Consider the following 18,081-nt stretch of genomic DNA (forward strand, 5'->3'; position numbering starts at 1 on the left):
GAAACACGCCAGGCAATGCGGTTAACGTCGCACGGGCGGTCACTCCGCTGCAAGCGGCTTTGTCGCCTCCGCCTTGAGCTCGGCCCGGGTCTTGGGCTTAGCCTTAATTCGCAGCTCCTCGAGATCCTGCCTATCGCGCACGCTGTTGCGGAAAATCTGGTCTTTCCCGGGCAGATATTGCGGCGGGCAGAACACATCGTTAGCGCCGTACCAGGCCGCCGCCTTCATGGTGAAGAAGGGGTCGACCAGATGCGGCCGCCCGAGCGCAACGAGATCCGCCCGGCCGGCGGCCAGAATGGTGTTGGCCTGGTCCGCCGTCGTGATGTTGCCGACGCACATGGTGGCGACACGCGCCTCGTTGCGGACCTGGTCGGAAAATGGCGTCTGGAACATGCGCCCGTAGACCGGCTGCGCATCGCGCACCGTCTGCCCGGTCGAGACGTCGACGAGATCGACACCGGCCTCGGCGAAGGCGCGCGCAATTGCAACCGCATCGTCGCCGGTGACGCCGCCATCCGCCCAGTCGGTTGCGGAGATACGGACCGACATCGGCTTGTGCGACGGCCAGACCGCGCGCAGCGCCTCGAACACCTCGAGCGGGAAGCGCAGGCGGTTTTCGAGCGAGCCGCCATATTCATCGGTCCGGGTGTTCGTCAGCGGGGAGATGAAGCTAGCCAGCAGATAGCCGTGGGCGCAGTGCAGCTCCAGCATGTCGAAGCCGCAGCGCTCGCCGCGCTCGGCTGCTGCGACAAAAGCGTCCCTCACCGCGCTCATGCCGGCGCGATTGAGCTCACGCGGCACCTGACTATCGGGGAAATAGGGCAGCGGCGATGCCGAGACCACATCCCAGCCACCCTGCTCCAGCGGACGGTCCATGCCGTCCCACATCAATTTGGTCGCGCCCTTGCGGCCGGCATGCCCGAGTTGCAGACAGATCTTTGCGGCCGAATTGCCGTGAACGAAGTCCACGATGCGCCGCCACGCGGCTTCCTGCTCATCGTTCCACAGGCCGGCGCATCCTGGCGTGATCCGCGCGTCGCGGCTGACGCAGGTCATTTCTGTGAAGATCAGGCCGGCGCCACCGATGGCGCGCGAGCCGTAATGCACCAGGTGGAAATCACCCGGCACCCCCTCCTTGGCCGAATACATGCACATCGGCGACATCACTGTGCGGTTGGCGATCTCCATCTCGCGCAGACGGAACGGCTGGAACAGCGGCACGAGCGGCTTGCTGATGTCGACGTCAAAGCCGCTGCTGCGTACCTGCTTTGCGAAGGATTTTTCGACCTCGGCCACGAAATCGGGCGCGCGGAGTTTGAGATTGTCATAGGTGATCGCCTTGGAGCGCGTCATCACGCCGAAGGCGAACTGCACGGGATCGAAATCCCAGAAGCGATCGACGTGTTCGAACCAGACCAGCGAGACGTCGGCGGCGTGCTGGGTCTTCTCGACTTCCTCGCGGCGGCCGTGCTCGTAGACATCAAGCGCGGCCTTGATGCTGGGCGCCTTCTCCATGGCCTCGGCGAGCGCGATCGCGTCTTCCATCGCGAGCTTGGTGCCGGAGCCGATCGAGAAATGCGCGCTCGCCTTGGCATCGCCAAGCAGGACCATGTTGTCCTTGACCCAGCGCTTGCTGCGGATCATCGGAAAATTGCGCCACATCGAGCGGTTCGTCAGCAGCTTGTGCCCGTCCAGGAACCAGCCGAAGATCTGGGCCATGCGCGCGGCGGACTCTTGCTCGTTCAGCCCGGTCAGCCCTGCCCGCTCGAACGTCGCCGGATCGGTCTCGAAGATCCATGTCGAGTGCCCGGCCTCGTACTGGTAGGCGTGGGCGATGAACGGCCCCCACTCCGTCTCCTGGAAGATGAAGGTGAAGGCGTCAAGCGGCCTCGTCGACCCCATCCAGGCGAACTTGTTGGTGCGGACATCGAGTTCCGGCTGGAAGTGCTCGACGTGTTTCTCGCGGAAGCGGCTGTTGATGCCGTCGGCAAGCAGGATGAGATCTGCGTCGGCGAAGCGGGACTCGTCGTCGACGTCCACTTCGAAATGCAGGCTGACGCCAAGCTCACGCGCCCGCTCCTGCAAGATCAGGAGCAGTTTTTGCCGCGAGCAGCCGCAAAAACCGTTGCCGCCGACCCGATGGACGGTGCCGCGGAAGTGCACGGCAATGTCGTCCCAATAGGCGAATTCCTGGGTGATGCGGCGGTAGCTCGGAAGGTCGTGCTTCTCGAAATTGTCCAGCGTGGCGTCGGAGAACACCACGCCGAAGCCAAACGTGTCGTCGGCGCGGTTGCGCTCATACACGGTGACATCGGCGCTTGGCCGCTGCTTCTTCAGCAGGATCGCCGCGTAAAGACCCGCAGGTCCGCCACCGATGATCGCGACTTTCATGGGAGCCTCGCCAATTCAACCGGCTATGAAACTATTTTAAGCCTAAAATAATTTCACGCAAGCCCCTATGACCACCTTGTTGCGGATAAGGCCGGCTCAGTCTCCCCTGAAGACCGGTTTGACCTTGTTGGCGAAGGCCTCGAACGCGCGCTCGAAATCGGCCGTTGTCATGCACAGGGCCTGGGCAACGGCTTCCGCTTCGATCGCCTCCTCCACCGACATGGCCCATTCCATTGCCAGCATCCGCTTGGTCATGGTGTTAGCGAAGGTTGGCCCCTCCGCGATCTGCTTGGCCAGGATTTGCGCCTGGGGCAGAACTTGCTCCGGTGTGATGATGCGGCTGAAGAAGCCCCAGCGTTCGCCCTCCTCCGCGGTCATGAACCGGCCAGTGTAGAGCAACTCGGAGGCGCGGGATTGGCCGATGATCCGCGGCAGGATCGCGCAGGCGCCCATGTCGCAGCCGGCAAGGCCGACCTTGTTGAACAGGAACGCGACCTTGGCGCCGCTGGCTGCGAGCCGCATGTCCGAGGCCATCGCGATGATCGCGCCGGCGCCGGCGCAGATGCCCTCGACCGCGGCCACGATGGGCTGGGGGCAGGCCCGCATCGCCTTGACGAGATCGCCAGTCATCCGCGTGAAGGCGGTGAGCCCCTTGGTATCCATCTTGACGAGCGGACCGATGATCTCGAACACGTCACCGCCGGAGGAGAAATTGCCGCCGGCTCCGGTGACAACGATGGATTTGACCGCGTCATCGAACGCGCAGGCACGGAAGAAATCGGTGAGTTCGCGGTAGCTTTCGAACGTCAGCGGGTTCTTCCGCTCGGGCCGATTGAGCGTCACGATGGCAACGCCGTCGACCACGGCCAGCAGAAAGTGATGTGGCGAGTAGTCCGCGAGCGGCACGGTCACAGGATTGGCTGGTCTGCTCATGCGGTCTCCTTGCTTTCCTCGTTCCGCGCTTTCCGTGCGCTATATCTCGCCACCGGCCACGGCAATCGCCTGACCCGTAATTGCACCGGCGCCCTCGCCGCACAGCCAAAGCACGGCATCCGCCACCTCTTGCGGCGCGATCAGCCGTCCCTGCGGATTGTGCTTTGCGAGTTCGGCGATCGCCTGCTCGCGGCTTCGCCCCGTCTTTCTCATGATGTTCTCGATGCTGCCGGCAACGAGATCGGTATCGGTGAAGCCGGGACAGACCGCGTTCACGGTCACGCTGCTGCCGGCCATCTCAAGGGCCAGCGAACGCACAAGACCGACCACGGCGTGCTTCGCCGCCGCATACGCGCTCACATAGGCATACCCCTTGAGCCCAGCCGTCGATGCAATCGCGACGATGCGGCCATACGGGCGATCCTTCATCCCCGGCAGCACTGCCTGGACGGCATGGACAACGCCCATGAAATTGACGTCCATCATGCGCGCGAACAGCGCGCTGTCCGATTTCGCGAACGGCGCGGATTCGGCGCTGCCGGCGTTGGCGATCAGGATGTCGATCGGCTTTCGCGCATGCGCTTCGGTGATAGCCGCTTTCAAAGAGACTTCGTCCGAGACGTCGGCGAGGGCCGCAAAATGTGCAGCACCCGCGCTGACTGCTTCTTCGAGCGTAGCGGCGTTTCGGCCCAGCACCGTCACGGTGGCGCCGGCCCCAACGAGCGATGCAGCGATCGCACGACCGATGCCGCGGCCGCCGCCGGTCACCAGCGCGTGCGGCGTGTGTGGCAATCCGGACATGCGCTGGCTCCCTGAAAATCTGCTGATCGTTTCCTTGGATATATTTTAACCTTCAAGTTTTTGCAACGAAAACGCCGATCAGCATCCCTGAACGCCTGCATGCGAAGGAGCGGCCCCAAAAATTGCTTTAAGTATAAAATTATCGCTTTCCATCCTCTACAGGCCTGTTAGCATCGTAGCGCCAAGCAAAAGGATGTCGCGTGTCGCAGCCTGCGCCAATGATAACAAAGAACGGACGCTTCGCCTACGAAGCCGCCGGCGATCCGGACGCGATACCCCTGATATTCCTGCATGGCATCGGCGGCGCGGCACGAGCCTGGCGGCAGCAACTCGCCACATTCAGTGGTCGTTTCCGCGCGATCGCATGGGACATGCCGGGCTATGGCGGGTCGGCGCCGCTCGCCAGCGTCAGCATCGCTGCCCTGGCCGATGCGCTCCAGCAGTTCATCGAACAGATCGGCGCCAACCGGCCGATTCTCGTCGGCCACTCGATCGGCGGCATGATCGTCCAGAAATGGCTGGTGCAATCACCGAAGCTGGCGCGCGCGGTCGTCCTGGCGCAGACTAGCCCGGCCTTCGGCAAGGCCGACGGAGACTGGCAGAAATCGTTCATCGCAGCGCGGCTCGGCCCGCTCGATCGCGGCGAGACGATGAAGTCCCTGGCGCCATCGCTGGTGAAAGAGCTTGTCGGCGATGGTCCTGATCCCCGGGGCATGGAACTCGCACGCGAGTGCATGGCGAGCGTGCCGGAGGCGAGCTATCGCACCATGATACTGGCCCTGATTGGGTTCGATCAGCGCAGCACCCTCAAGGACATTTCCGTGCCGACGCTGCTGCTGTCCGGCTCCAGGGACAATAATGCGCCCGCGTCGATGATGGCGAAGACGGCGACCTACATTCCTTCGGCTGAATATGTTGAGCTCGCCGGCGTCGGCCATCTTGCCAACCTTGAACGGCCTGCCGCCTTCGACGAGGCCCTCGGGCGTTTCCTGAACTCCGTCGCGACCAAAGCGTAAGGTGGTGCGCAATGACCATGCAAGTCAGCAAGACGATCGGCACGACTGACAAGGTCGCGCTGGATACGCCTATCTTCGATCCCGTCGCATTTCGCCTGAGCGACGAGCAGGCCGGCATCATCACGCGTGCGCGGGAGATCGGCCAGACCGTGTTCGCCGGCCGCGCCGCCACTTACGATCGCGAGGCGATCTTTCCGACCGAAAACTACCGCGACCTGCACCGCGCGGGCCTCCTCGGTATCGCCGTCCCCAAGAAACATGGCGGTCTCGGCGCGAACTACCAGACCTACGCCCTGGCGGCAGCCGAGATCGGCCGCTATTGCGGCGCGACGGCGCTCACCTGGAACATGCATGTCTGCTCGACCTTGTGGTCGGGACCGCTCGCCGACGATCTCGACATGGACGCGGCAACACGCGCCGAGCACGAGCGCCGTCGCGCAATTCACTACAAGCGCATCGTCGAGGAGGGCGCGGTCTATTCGCAGCCTTTCTCCGAAGGCGGCGCGGCGGCCGCGGGCGGCGTCGCCTTCGGCACCGAAGCAAGGCCAGTCGAAGGCGGCTGGATCGTCAACGGCAAGAAGATCTTTGCATCGCTCTCCGGCCATGCCGACTATTACGGCGTGCTTTGCACCGAGATCGAGGAAGGCGAGAAGGCTTCGCGCCGCAATACCCTCTACCTCGCCATCTCCGCGAAATCGGAAGGCGTTTCCGTCGTCGGCGACTGGGATCCGCTCGGTATGCGCGGCACGGTCTCACGGACGTTGCTGTTCAAGGACGTGTTCGTGCCGGAGGATTCCGCGCTGATGCCGCGCGGCGTCTATTTCCAGGCCGCGATGCGCTGGCCGCACATGTTCCTGACGCTGTCGCCGACCTATATGGGCCTCGCGCAAGCCGCCTACGATTTCACCGTACGTTACCTGCGCGGCGAGGTGCCGGGCATGCCGCCGGTCAAGCGGCGGATGTACCCGACCAAGCAGATCGCAGTGGCGCAGATGCAGATCAAGCTCGAGCAGATCAAGGCGATCTGGTTCCAGGCGGTCACGGAGGCGCGCGCCAATCCGAGCAAGGAACAGGTCTTGCGCGCCTATGCCGCGCAATATTCGGTGATGGAAGGCGCCAACGAGCTCGCCGCGCTCGCGATCCGCACCTGCGGTGGACAGGCGATGCTCCGCTCGCTGCCGCTGGAGCGCGTCTATCGTGACAGCCGTTGCGGGTCGCTGATGCTGCCCTGGACCGCCGAGCTCTGCCTCGACCGCATCGGGCGCGAGGCGCTCTACGAGACCGGCGAAACGGACGACTGACGGTGGACCTCTGTAGTCTGATCGATCGCAACGCGGCTTTTGCGCCAGACAAGACAGCCATCGCTTTCGAAGGGAAGCGGCTCAGCTACGCCGCGTTCGCCTCGCGCATCGAACAGACCGCAACAGCCCTGAAGCGGGAGCTTGGCGTCGGCCGCGGCGACCGCGTCGCGATCCTCAGCCTGAACCGGCCGGACTACCTGGTTCTGCTCTACGCCTGTGCGCGGCTCGGCGCGATGCTGGTGCCGCTGAACTGGCGGCTGGCCGTCGCCGAGCAGCTCTTCATCCTCACCGATGCGGGCGCCAAGGTACTGGTGCTGGAGCAGGCATTTGCGGGAGTTCTTTCTGAACTTGCGGCGGGGACTGCCGTCGTCGGCCTAGATTTCGCGCCGCCGCGCGGAACGACGTTTGAAAGCCTGCTGACTCGCTGCGCAGGAAATGGCCGCAATCCGCACACTGATCTCTCCTGCCCCCTCCTGATCGTCTACACGTCAGGCACGACTGGGCGTCCAAAGGGCGCCGTGCTGCGGCAGGAGGCGCTGTTCTGGAACGGTGTCATGAGCCAGCACATGCACAACATGACCTCCGACGATCATGTGCTGACGGTGCTGCCGTTCTTCCATGTCGGCGGCCTCAACATCCAGACCACCGCAGCGCTCCAGCTGGGTGCGACCGTCACGATCCATGCCCGCTTCACGCCGGACACCGCGCTCGCTGCGATCGAACGCGAGCGGCCGACGCTGACGGTGATGGTGCCGGCGATCATCCAGGCCGTAAGCGAGCATCCTGCTTGGGCGGCGACCGATCTCTCATCGCTCAAGGCGGTTGCGACCGGTTCGACCATCGTGCCACCGCACCTGATCGAGCGCTTCGTCGCGCGCGGCGTTCCCGTGCTCCAGGTGTATGGCTCGACGGAGACCAGCCCCATCGCGGTCTACACGCGCCTTGGCGGCGATCTCTCGCGGGCGGGATCGACCGGACTTGCGGGCCTTTGCTGCGAAGCGAAGGTGATCGACCAGGCAGGCCACGAGGTACCCGCAGGCACCCCGGGCGAGATCGCGGTGCGCGGACCTAACGTGTTCTTCGAATATTGGGGCAATGCGGATGCCACGCGCGACGCCCTGAACGAGGGCTGGTATCGCACCGGCGATATCGGGCTGTGCGACGCCGACGGCTATTTTTGGGTCCGCGACCGCAAGAAGAATATGATCATTTCCGGCGGCGAGAACGTCTATCCTGCCGAGGTCGAGCGCGTCCTGCTTGAACACCCCGATGTCAGCGAATGCGCCGTGATCGGGCGGCCCGATCCGCGCTGGGATGAAGTGCCGGTCGCCTATGTGATCCCGCGATCCGGCTGCAAGCTCGACGCGGACGAGCTGCGCGTGCACCTTCAGGCCCAGCTCGCGCGCTACAAGGTTCCGCGAGATATCGTCTTTGTCACCGACCTGCCGCGCACGGCGCTGGGCAAGGTCCAGCATTTCCTGCTGAAGCAGCTTGATGCGCAGTCGCGCGCACAAGGAGAAGCATCTTGAAGATTGCAGTTCTAGGTGGGGGGAACGGCTCTTTCGCGGCCGCAGGCGATTTCGCGCTATCCGGCCATGAGGTCCGGCTCTGGCGTCGCGATGCCGGTCAGGTCGCGGCACATCGTGCCGCCGGCTCGCGCATTCTGGTGAAGGATCATAACGGCCGTCACGAGGCGACGCTTGCGCTGGTGACGACCGACATCGCCGAAGCCGTCAGCGGGGTCGAGCTGATTCTGTGCCCTGCTCCCGCCTTCGCGCAGTCGGACATCGCCCGCCTGCTCGCGCCGCACCTGCGCGACAGCCAGGTCGTATTCCTGCCGCCGGCGACATTCGGATCGATGATCTTCGCTCGGGCCGCAAGGGATGCCGGCAACCACGCCAAGGCGAGCTTTGCCGAGACCGGCACACTACCCTGGCTAACTCGCAAGCACGGGCCGTTCGAGGTCGCGATCACTATCCGCGCCAAACGGCTCCCGGTCGGCGTGTTTCCGCTCGACCAGGCGCCGCACGCACTTGAAGTGATCGGACGCGCTTTCCCCGATGCAATCGAGCCTTGTGGAGACGCGCTCTCTGGCGCGCTGATGAATGCCGGGCCGATCATCCACCCGCCGCTGATCGTGATGAACGCAGGCCCGATCGAGCATTTCGAACGCTGGGACATCCACAAGGAGGGCACGCAGGCGGCGATCCGCCGGGTCACCGACGCACTCGACGCCGAGCGGGTCGCGGTGCGCGAGGCGCTCGGATACGGCGCGCCGCATTTTCCGCTGGCTCACCACTACGCCAGGGAAGGCGAAATCTGGATGTATGGCCGCGGCTCGCATGACCGGCTGACCGATTCCGGCGACTGGCGTGAGCGCCTCGTGCTAACCGAGCATCGCTACATGCGTGAAGATTTGCGGCTGGGGCTGTCGCTGCTGGTGTCCGTGGCCGGCTTGGCCGCTGTGGCCACGCCGCTGGCCAAGGCCTTTCTGGCCATCGGTGGCTCCATCTGCGGCGAGGATTTTGCGCAAGGCGGCCGAACGCTCGCCACGTTAGGGCTCGGCAACCTCAGCAAGGCCGAACTGCAGACGCTGCTTCGCAATGGATTCTGATCAATGACCCGTCGCGCCAACATCGCCTGTCTCGGCGCCGGCCGCATGGGGCGCGGCATCGCCGTCGCGTTCGCCTACGCGGGTCACGCGGTTGTGATGATCGACATCAAGGCCCGTTCCGCGGAGGATTTCGCCAAGCTGGAGACCGACGCACTCGGCGAGGTCAGAACGACTTTTGCCAGCCTCTCGAAGCTGGGGTTGCTGACCGAGGCAGATGTCGATCCACTCATTGCGCGGATCTCGGTGGTACCGACTAACCGGAGCGATGCGGCGCTGGCCGAAGCCGGAATGGTCTTCGAGGGCGTTCCAGAGGTCGTCGAGCTCAAGCGCGAGGTGCTGGGCGCCGCTTCAAAACAGGTTGGCGCCGACACGATCATCGCATCGACCACGTCGACCATCCTCGTCGACGATCTCTCCGGCGCGATCGTGAACCCTCGCCGCTTTCTCAACGTGCATTGGCTCAATCCCGCCTATCTGATCCCGCTGGTGGAAGTGTCGCCCGGCAAGGCTACCGATCCCGCCATCATCGATGAAGTCAAGGCACTGCTTGAAGGCATTGGGAAGGTGCCGGTGGTTTGCGCGGCGACGCCGGGTTTCATCGTTCCGCGCATCCAGGCGCTGGCGATGAACGAAGCCGCGCGCATGGTCGAGGAAGGCGTCGCCAGCGCCGAGGAGATCGACAAGGCAATCCGCTTCGGATTCGGCTTTCGCTACGCCGTGCTGGGGCTGCTCGAATTCATCGACTGGGGCGGTGGCGATATCCTGTACTACGCCAGCCGCTATCTTGAAGGCGCCCTCGGCAGCGACCGCTATCGCGCGCCCGACGTCATCTCGCGCAACATGCATGAAGGCCGGATCGGCCTGCGCACCGGCGCCGGCTTTCTCGACTATTCCGGCATGGACGTCGATGCTTATCGCGCAAAACGGCTTCAAGCCATGGTGGACCTGCTCCGGCACTTCGACCTGGCTCGCCCGCCCGTGCTCGATCGCGACTAGCCGAAGACGTCCTGAAGCACGCCTTCCCGCACCACCGCTACGCCATCAAGCTCGATGGTCGTTCCCATCATCGGCAGATCGAAATGACCGGCGGTGTAGCGGCCGGCGAATTCGTTGGCGCCGGTCGAGAACAGGAAGTTGCCGGAGACGGCGCGAATTTCCGTGCCGTTGGTGTCGCGCTGATCGTACATCGACAACGCCTCATAGCGCGCGCCCGGGTTCATCCCGAAACCGACATGCGAGACTGCATAGGCTTCGCGATCGCCCCAGGCAGCGAGATAAGTGCGCATCATCGCAGCATCCGTGCCCTCGCCTTCCAGCTCGACGACATAATCGTCCTTCAAGGTCATCTTCACCGGCGAGGTCAGATAGCGCTTGAACGTCAAATTGATGTCGCCCGGTGCCATCACCAGCGTGCCGTTGATCGTCCCGCTCCTGGGGAAGCTGACGACGATGCCGCCAGGCCAATGCGCCAGCGTGCCCGGCTTGTCGGTCCATCCCCAGACGCCCACCGTGGACGCACCCTCCATGTCGACGTCGAGCGCCGTACCAGCCTTCGAGGTGACGCGCATCCGCTTGGTCCCGCGCAGCATCTTTGCTGCCGCGCGCACACGCCGCTCGAGCGCGGGATCCGGCACCATTCGCTCCAGCGCCTCGGGATGCTCGTTGGAAATCACCAGGATACGCGCACCGGCCTTGAGGATATCCGGGGTCTCCACCGCATGCATCAGGCCCTCGATGGTGCAATCCACCACGAAGCCGGCCTGCTGAAGCGCGGTGATGACCGGGCCGAGCTTCTGGATCGCTTCGCTGGCACCCGTCGAACGAACCGGAACGATATTGCGGTTGCGCGGCGTCGGCATCACCACATGGAACGGCCGCGCGCCCATGCGTAGTAGTGCGAGCTCCGCCAGATGCACATTCAGCGCGCGCGACTGGGTTTCCGAAAGGATCGCCGCGGTATCGCCAACCTTGACGGCGCAACGCTCGAAGATCTCGCAAAACGCGTCGATCCATTTTGCTTCGATGCGATCAGCCAGCATGGTTCTCTCCCGGTCTTGCTTCTTTTCGTCTAGTTCACGCCTCGGGGAAGCCGCGGAGCAGGTACGAGCGCACCGCCCCGAGCAGCCCATTCAGGATCAGGCCCAACAGCGAGATCGTAATCAGCGGCACGAACATGTCGACGGCCTGAAAGGTTCGGGCCGCCGTGACGAGGGCATGGCCCAGTCCGTCCGTCGACGTGATCATCTCGGCCAGAAACACCACGATGCAGGAAATGACGAGGCCGATCCGGCAGCCGGTCAAGATCGACGGCATTGCCGCAGGCAACACCACCTTGAACAGGATTTCGTAGCGCGGCGTTCCCGCCGCCATCGCCGACCAGATCAGCTTCTGCTCGACGGTCGATGCCCCGTAATAGGTCGAGAGCAAAATTGGGAAGAGTGCGTCCGCCGCCACCAGCGTGATCTTCGAGCCGTGGCTGAAGCCGAGCAGCAGCAGAAGTGCCGGATAGAGCGCAACCTTGGGCAATGGTGCCAAGACGCGCACAATCGGCCGAACCACGGCATTGATCGCGGGACTGGCTGCGGCGGCGATGCCAATGCTGACGCCGAGCACGACGGCGATCGCGAAGCCCGCGAACAGCCGAAGCAGGGTCGCCGCGATCTCCTGCTGAAATGTCCACGTCACGAGTTGCTGGAGCAACCGGCTGAAGACCAAGCCCGGCGGCGGCAGCAAGACAGCAGGCGCAAAACCGAACGATACAAGGCCTTGCCACAGCGCGATCACCACGACGATGGGCGCGAGCCCGAAGATCACGTTTGTGCGAAGAAGGCGCGAGGTCATGAGAAGCTCAGCGGCATGTCGAACTGAGGCTCGGACCAGCGCACCAGCCGCGCGCGGATCCGCTCGAAGATCGCATCGAGGCAGATGCCCATTGCTCCGACGATGATGATCATCGCAAAGACGGTGTCGTACTGTCCCATATCGAGCGCGTTGAAGAGGATGTTGCCGGCGCCAGACTGGCGGGCGATCATCTCACTCGTGATCATCGTGATCAGCGCCAGCACGAGCCCGGTGCGGCAGCCGGTCAGGATTTCCGGCAACGCCGCCGGCAGCACGATCCGCACCAGTCGTTGCAGGGCCGAGAGCCCCATCGCGGCACCTGACCACAGCATCTTCTCTTCGACCGCCTTGGCGCCCTCGAAGCTGTGGTAGATCACCGGCAGGCTGACGCCGAGGAAGATCACCAGCGTCTTCGTGACATCGCCGACGCCGAGCCACAGCATGATAATCGGCATCAGCGCCGCTTTCGGCACCGGGTAAATTACCATCAGCAGCGGATTGAAGAAAGCCGCGACGGCCCGGCTGCGGCCCATCAACAGGCCGAGCGGAATCGAAACGAGGACAGCTATGCCGAACCCGATCGCCATACGCCGAAGCGAGGCGAGGATATTGATCAGAGACTCCTTGTCGCCAAGGATGTCCGGGATCGCGCGGATCGCCTCGAGCGCCGTTGGAAAGCTGTCGTTCTTCAGCGCAAGCGAGGCAACCTGCCACAGCCCCAGCAAACCGATGCATGCGAGCACCGGGGCAGCGCGTCTGACCAAGGCAGCCGGCGACATCATGAGGCGTGTCCGGCCTCGTCGCTTTCATCGAACATGCGCTCGATCTCGACGACGTATTTCTGGTAGCGCGGGTCGAGCAACAGCTCGTTGCGCCGGCGCGGCCGCGGCAGATCGATATCGATCACCTGCCGGATGCGACCAGGCGATTTCGACATCATCACGACCTTGTCGGAGAGGAACACCGCTTCGTCGACCGAGTGGGTCACGAACAGCACCGTCTTGCGATCACGCTCCCAGATGCTCAGAAGATCGTTCTGCAAACGTGTCCGGGTGTGAGCATCGAGCGCCCCGAACGGCTCGTCCATCAGCAAGACTTCAGGATGATAGGCAAGTGTCCTGGCCAGCGCGACGCGCTGCTTCATGCCGCCGGACAGCTCCTTGGGGTAGAAATTCTCATAGCCCTTGAGGCCGACCATCTCGATCAGGGCCCGGCTCTGCGCTTCCGCCTCGGTGGCGCGTACACCCTGTTGGCGCGGGCCGTACATGACGTTGCCCAGGACAGTCTTCCACGGGAATAGCGCGAACTCCTGGAACACGGGGCCGCGATCGGGTCCCGGACCCGTGATCGCCTGCCCCTTTATCTTCGCCGCGCCGCTGGTCGGGCTGACGAAACCGCCGACGATGTAGAGCAGTGTCGACTTACCGCAACCAGAAGGACCGAGGATGGAGACGAAAGCTCCTTCTTCGATTGTCAACGAGATGTCCGATAGCGCCAGATGATCTCTGCGCGCCGAGGTCTGAAACACCTGCGAGACGCGGTCGATCTCGATGATCGCAGAAGCCGGCTTTTGTGACGTCGCCGGTCCCACCCACTCGCTCGATCTCGAAGCCACCACCGTCATCCCGTTTCCCGCTTCACTCGCGCGCGAATCTCGCGCGGCGGATCTGCTGAATGTCCTCCATCAGCGACACGAGCTTAGCAAGAAACCTGCCAGACCGGCGGGCATTTTCGCAAGACTGCGGCGCGTCATTCGAACCAGGGCCATTCTGCCGGGCCTTCATGCGTGACGGCTCCGCCCGGCGCCTGCCCGACCAACCGCGCATATTTTGCCAGTGCACCTGCGCGGTGGCGCGGCGGGCGCTGCTTCCAATCGCGTCGGCGCGTCGCGAGTTCCTGTTCATCAATCAGCACATCCATGCGCCGGTTTACGGCATCGATCCGGATCCGGTCGCCGTCACGAACGAGCGCCAGCGGACCACCGACAAATGCTTCCGGAGACACGTAGCCGATGCACATGCCGCGGGTTGCGCCGGAGAATCGGCCATCGGTGATGAGGGCCACCTTCTCGCCCATGCCCTGCCCGTAGATCAGCGCGGTGACGCCGAGCATCTCGCGCATACCGGGGCCGCCGACCGGCCCTTCATTGCGGATCACGAGAACCTCGCCCGCCTTGTAGCTGCGGTCGCGAACCGCTTTGACACAGGCTTCCTCGTCTTCGAAGACGCGCGCGACGCCCTCGAAGAACTGGCTCTTCAAACCCGCGACCTTGATCACCGCACCGTCGGGACAGAGATTGCCCTTCAGCACCGCCACGCCGCCATCGGGCATAATCGGCGTCCGGGCTGCATAAATGATCTGGCCGTCGGGAGGGTTGGCCGCGCCATATTCTTCAGCGAGTGTGCGGCCCGTGATGGCGATGCAGCTGCCATCGACATGCCCGCTCTGGATCAGCTCGCGGATCACGACGGCAGCGCCACCGATATCGTAGACGTCCTTGGCGGTGTATTTGCCGCCCGGCCGGAGATTCCCGATCAGCGGCGTTCGGGCAAAAACCTCGCCGACGTCGTCGATCGTGAACGCAATCCCGGCTTCATTTGCAATCGCCGGCAGGTGCAGTGCGGCATTGGTCGAGCCGCCGGTCGCGGCGACGATTGCCGCGCCATTCTCAAGGGACTTCCGCGTGACGATGTCACGCGGCAAAGGACCGCCGCGTTCCAGCATCTCCATGATCAGCCGGCCGGCGCGTCGCGAGATCTGTGCGCGCTCGGCATAGACACCTGGCACCATCGAGACGTTGGGGATGGTGAGGCCCATTGCCTCGGACACCATTCCCATGGTGTTCGCAGTGAATTGGCCGGCGCACGCGCCGATGGTCGGCAGGCAGGCACGCTCGATCCGCTCGAGCGTCGTGCCGTCGATCTCACCTGTCATGAAGCTGCCGACGGCTTCATAGGAGTCGAGCACCGTCAAAGTCCGTCCGTCCACGCGGCCCGGCAGCGAGCTGCCGCCGTAGATGAAAATGGACGGCACGTTGCAACGAACCATGCCCATCATGACGCCGGGAAGCGTCTTGTCGCACCCGCCATATCCGATCAGCGCGTCATAGGCGAGGCCGTGGACGACGGCCTCGATCGAGTCGGCGATCAGCTCGCGCGAAAACAGCGAGAACTTCATCCCTTCATGATTCATGCTGATGCCATCGGACACCGAGACGGTCGAGAATTCGCGCGGCGTGCCGCCGGCCTCCTCGATCCCCGTCTTGGCCGCGGCCACTTGGAAGTCATGAGTCATGTTGCAGGGCGTCTGCTCGCCCTTCATGCTGACGACGCCCACCATCGGTTTGGCAATCGCGACGTCATCGAGCCCCATGGCACGCATAAACGCGCGGTGCGGCGCCCGGTCGCGGCCGTCTGTCGTGACTCGTGATCGCAACTTCTTCATACTTGCATCTTCTTCATGCAACGTCCCGCATCACCTGGGACGTTGCGATCTCCTTGCGTTCGAAGGTAGCGCCGCTCCCTATTCCAGTGGCGCGACGATTGTCGGGTGCTTGAACTGCGCCGCGTCCAGCTTCGGCAACATTCCCGTCTCGGCGTAGATGTCCAGCATCTTCTGGATCGCCGGAAAGTTTGGCGCGGCACCAGGATCGCGACCGAAATCATTGTCCTTGAGCAGATAGGTCTCCAGCACGGGAATGGGCGCTTTGAGAACCTCGTTGACGACCTTCAGCGTCTCGTCGCGGTTCGCCAGCGCCTTTTTCATTCCCGAGGTGATGTCGCGGACATAGGCCTTGACCACCTCCGGGTTCTTGTCGACGAAATCGGCGCGGCACGCTTCCAGAATGTGCACGATGTTTGGCATCGCCTGCGACAGCGAGAACAACTTCCTTGTTCCGCCCTTCGCTTCTGCACGCGCGGCAAACGGCTGGTTCATGTTGACCGCATCGACACGGCCCTGGCGTAGGGCATCTTCGGAGACGGCAAAGCCGACCTCAACAAGCTTGATATCTTTGGCCGGGTCGACGCCATTCTGGTTCAACAGCAGATTGAACGGCCCTTGCGTGCCACCGCCGATCACGGAGATGCCGACCGTCTTGCCCTTGAGGTCCGCGATCGTCTTGATCGGCGAGTCATCCATCACCGCCCAATAGACCGAGAAGCCGCCGGGCTTCTCGAAGACGTGCTGCGCCACGATATAGGCCTTGAGATTGCCGCCGACCACGCCGTTGGCGAGTGACAGCGGCGCCTGTGTCGCGCAGTCCAGCGCGCCGGCTGCCAATGCCTGTGTCATCGGCGCGGTGCCCTGAAACTGGGTCCATTCAATGTTGTAGGTCTTGCCGATATTGGGAAACTCAGCCGGGCGGCGCATCATCCAGTACTTGGATTCCTCGGCCGGGATCGTCCAGCCGACGCGGATCGTCTGCTGCGCCCATAACGGGCTCACGCCGGCGCTCACAGCTGCTGCCGCTCCCAAAGCCAGAATCCTCTTCGAAATGCTCCACCTCGAAACGGTTCGCATCGTGCCCACTCCGCTGCTCCGGCGCCGACCGGCGCCACCCAACCCGACTGCCGCAAATGTTTCATGGTTCAAACAATCAAGCAAGCCATGCGGGTTGACCGGTTTCGCTGCCCGGCCTGCCATGTATGGTAAGGGGCGTTTGCGTTGCGACAGAACGAGGCAACCTATGGCTGATGCGAGCAAGACAAACCCGCAAGGCGTCGAGAGGCTCGGCTATGTCGGCCTTGGGCTGATGGGGACACCGATGACCCGGCGCCTGCTCAAAGCCGGCTATCAGGTCAGCGTCTGGAATCGCTCGGAGGGCAAGGTAGCACCGCTCGTCGCGGCTGGTGCAACGCGTGCAGCCACGCCTCGTGACGTCTTGGCGAACTCTGATATCGCGTTCATGTGCGTCACGGATGCGGCCGCCGTCGAAGAGGTGATTTTCGGGCCGGAGGGATTCTCCGCAGCCCCCGGCGGAGGAAAGCTCGTGGTCGATTTCTCGTCGATCCATCCTGAGGCCGCGCGCGACCTTGCGGCGCGACTGAAGGCGGCGAATGGCGCTGCCTGGATCGACGCGCCGGTGTCCGGGGGCACCAAGGGCGCTGAGGAGGGCACGCTTGCGATCATGGCCGGCGGAGAAGCCGAGGAGATCGAGCGCGCGCGGCCCTATGTGCTGGCCATGGCCCGCAGATTCACCCACATGGGGCCCACCGGCGCCGGCCAGACCACAAAGCTCTGCAATCAGGTGATCGTCGGTTGCGCGATGGCCGTACTTGCGGAAGCGACACGCCTTGCCGTGAATGCCGGCATTGATGCCAACCGGTTGCCCGAAGCGCTCGCGGGCGGCTTTGCAGATTCCATTCCGCTTCAATTGTTCGTGCCGCGGATGGTCCAGGGGATTCATTCACCGCCCCTCGGTCATATCGCCACGATGCTCAAGGACCTCGATACGGTGGCCGACGTCGCGCAGACGACGTCGACGCCGGTGCCAATGGCCTCGCTGGCGGGGCAGCTGTTCAGGATGGCGAAAGCCGCGCGAGGCGCCGAGGCGGACGCGCTGGAGATCTACAAACTTTCAGCGGCAGAGGGCTAGGCTGTCGGACGGGAATGAGGCCTACGGTTTCTTCTTGCGATCATCATCCGCCAGGAACCGGCCATACGTCCCGCGCGCAAAAAGGAGAGGCTCCTTGGCATTGTAGGCATAGGCCTCGACCGCGCCGAGAAAGATCACGTGATCGCCACCATAATAGCGATTGACCGCGCGGCATTGAAAATTGGCGACGCTCTCGGCGAGCACCGGCGCATTGCCGAGGCCCGGCGTCCAGTCGACGTCCGCGAACTTGTCGCCGGAGGATTTTGCGAACTTGTTCGCAAGCGCCTGCTGCGAGGTGCCGAGCACGTGGACGGTGAAATGGCTGGCATTCTGAAACACGATCAGGCTCGACGAATAGATCCCGAGGCTCCACAGGACCAGAGGGGGATTCAAGGAGACCGACGCGAACGAATTGCAGGTGATGCCATAAGGCTTTCCGTCAGCCGCCGTGGCCGTAATGATCGTTACGCCCGTTCCATATGTGGCGAGCGCGTTGCGAAAATCGCGGGGATCGATCGACGAACTGTCGCTCGCAAGTTCATTGGCAGGATCGGGAACGGCCGGCTGCTTCGGCAGGTCAGTCATCGG

At 63.7% G+C, this 18,081-nt stretch carries 16 protein-coding genes; 6 read left to right on the plus strand and 10 right to left on the minus strand.

Annotated features, from left to right (window positions below; all coding sequences use genetic code 11):
- Nucleotides 1–39: 39 nt before the first annotated feature.
- The 3 genes from AC5V87_RS28915 to AC5V87_RS28925 all read right to left on the minus strand — a co-directional run bounded on the left by AC5V87_RS28915 (nt 40) and on the right by AC5V87_RS28925 (nt 4,125).
- The gene (locus AC5V87_RS28915) at nt 40–2,391 is read right to left on the minus strand and encodes a bifunctional salicylyl-CoA 5-hydroxylase/oxidoreductase (RefSeq protein ID WP_495368512.1); all 2,352 of its coding nucleotides are present in this window, start codon (nt 2,389–2,391) and stop codon (nt 40–42) included.
- 96 nt (nt 2,392–2,487) lie between these two features.
- Nucleotides 2,488–3,324 carry an enoyl-CoA hydratase family protein gene (locus tag AC5V87_RS28920; protein WP_456837010.1) on the minus strand — a complete coding sequence of 279 codons (837 nt, stop codon included), beginning with the start codon at nt 3,322–3,324 and terminating at the stop codon, nt 2,488–2,490.
- 39 nt (nt 3,325–3,363) lie between these two features.
- Nucleotides 3,364–4,125: an SDR family NAD(P)-dependent oxidoreductase gene (locus AC5V87_RS28925; RefSeq protein ID WP_495368513.1), complete on the minus strand. Its 762-nt coding sequence runs from the start codon at nt 4,123–4,125 to the stop codon at nt 3,364–3,366.
- Between the two features lie 218 nt (nt 4,126–4,343).
- Between AC5V87_RS28925 and AC5V87_RS28930 the strand changes: the two genes are divergently transcribed.
- From AC5V87_RS28930 to AC5V87_RS28950, 5 genes are read left to right on the plus strand one after another with little or no spacing between them, the layout of a single operon-like run.
- Nucleotides 4,344–5,141: an alpha/beta fold hydrolase gene (locus AC5V87_RS28930; protein WP_495368514.1), complete on the plus strand. Its 798-nt coding sequence runs from the start codon at nt 4,344–4,346 to the stop codon at nt 5,139–5,141.
- Between the two features lie 11 nt (nt 5,142–5,152).
- Nucleotides 5,153–6,442 carry an acyl-CoA dehydrogenase family protein gene (locus tag AC5V87_RS28935; protein ID WP_495368515.1) on the plus strand — a complete coding sequence of 430 codons (1,290 nt, stop codon included), beginning with the start codon at nt 5,153–5,155 and terminating at the stop codon, nt 6,440–6,442.
- Between the two features lie 2 nt (nt 6,443–6,444).
- On the plus strand, nt 6,445–7,971 hold the full coding sequence (locus AC5V87_RS28940; protein ID WP_495368516.1) for a class I adenylate-forming enzyme family protein: 1,527 nt from the start codon (nt 6,445–6,447) through the stop codon (nt 7,969–7,971).
- A complete protein-coding gene (locus tag AC5V87_RS28945) occupies nt 7,968–9,056 on the plus strand; it encodes an NAD/NADP octopine/nopaline dehydrogenase family protein (RefSeq protein ID WP_495368517.1) in 1,089 nt (362 codons plus the stop codon). Before AC5V87_RS28940 ends, AC5V87_RS28945 begins: the two co-directional genes overlap by 4 nt.
- Before the next feature lie 3 nt (nt 9,057–9,059).
- Nucleotides 9,060–10,052, plus strand: a complete 993-nt coding sequence (locus AC5V87_RS28950; RefSeq protein WP_495368518.1) for a 3-hydroxybutyryl-CoA dehydrogenase — start codon at nt 9,060–9,062, stop codon at nt 10,050–10,052.
- Here the strand turns inward: AC5V87_RS28950 and AC5V87_RS28955 are convergent.
- From AC5V87_RS28955 to AC5V87_RS28980, 6 genes are all read right to left on the minus strand, one after another.
- Nucleotides 10,049–11,095: a 2,5-dihydroxypyridine 5,6-dioxygenase NicX family protein gene (locus AC5V87_RS28955; protein WP_495368519.1), complete on the minus strand. Its 1,047-nt coding sequence runs from the start codon at nt 11,093–11,095 to the stop codon at nt 10,049–10,051. The genes AC5V87_RS28950 and AC5V87_RS28955 overlap by 4 nt on opposite strands.
- A 34-nt stretch (nt 11,096–11,129) precedes the next feature.
- Nucleotides 11,130–11,897 (minus strand): ABC transporter permease, encoded by a 768-nt coding sequence (locus AC5V87_RS28960; protein WP_495368520.1) that lies wholly within the window; start codon nt 11,895–11,897, stop codon nt 11,130–11,132.
- The gene (locus tag AC5V87_RS28965; RefSeq protein WP_495368521.1) at nt 11,894–12,679 is read right to left on the minus strand and encodes an ABC transporter permease; all 786 of its coding nucleotides are present in this window, start codon (nt 12,677–12,679) and stop codon (nt 11,894–11,896) included. The genes AC5V87_RS28960 and AC5V87_RS28965 overlap by 4 nt, the downstream gene beginning before the upstream one ends.
- On the minus strand, nt 12,676–13,521 hold the full coding sequence (locus tag AC5V87_RS28970; RefSeq protein ID WP_495368522.1) for an ABC transporter ATP-binding protein: 846 nt from the start codon (nt 13,519–13,521) through the stop codon (nt 12,676–12,678). Before AC5V87_RS28970 ends, AC5V87_RS28965 begins: the two co-directional genes overlap by 4 nt.
- 125 nt (nt 13,522–13,646) lie before the next feature.
- Entirely contained in the window at nt 13,647–15,341 is a 1,695-nt protein-coding gene (gene ilvD / locus AC5V87_RS28975; RefSeq protein WP_495368523.1) for a dihydroxy-acid dehydratase, read from the minus strand.
- A 78-nt stretch (nt 15,342–15,419) separates the two neighbouring features.
- Entirely contained in the window at nt 15,420–16,418 is a 999-nt protein-coding gene (locus tag AC5V87_RS28980; protein ID WP_495371965.1) for an ABC transporter substrate-binding protein, read from the minus strand.
- A gap of 166 nt (nt 16,419–16,584) precedes the next feature.
- On the opposite strand from AC5V87_RS28980, the gene AC5V87_RS28985 reads away from it, so the two are divergent.
- The gene (locus AC5V87_RS28985; RefSeq protein WP_495368524.1) at nt 16,585–17,493 is read left to right on the plus strand and encodes an NAD(P)-dependent oxidoreductase; all 909 of its coding nucleotides are present in this window, start codon (nt 16,585–16,587) and stop codon (nt 17,491–17,493) included.
- 21 nt (nt 17,494–17,514) lie between these two features.
- Here the strand turns inward: AC5V87_RS28985 and AC5V87_RS28990 are convergent, their stop codons facing one another.
- Nucleotides 17,515–18,078: a flavin reductase family protein gene (locus tag AC5V87_RS28990; protein ID WP_456836998.1), complete on the minus strand. Its 564-nt coding sequence runs from the start codon at nt 18,076–18,078 to the stop codon at nt 17,515–17,517.
- Nucleotides 18,079–18,081 lie beyond the last annotated feature (3 nt).

This window comes from Bradyrhizobium sp. SOJA106 (genome assembly GCF_059448745.1).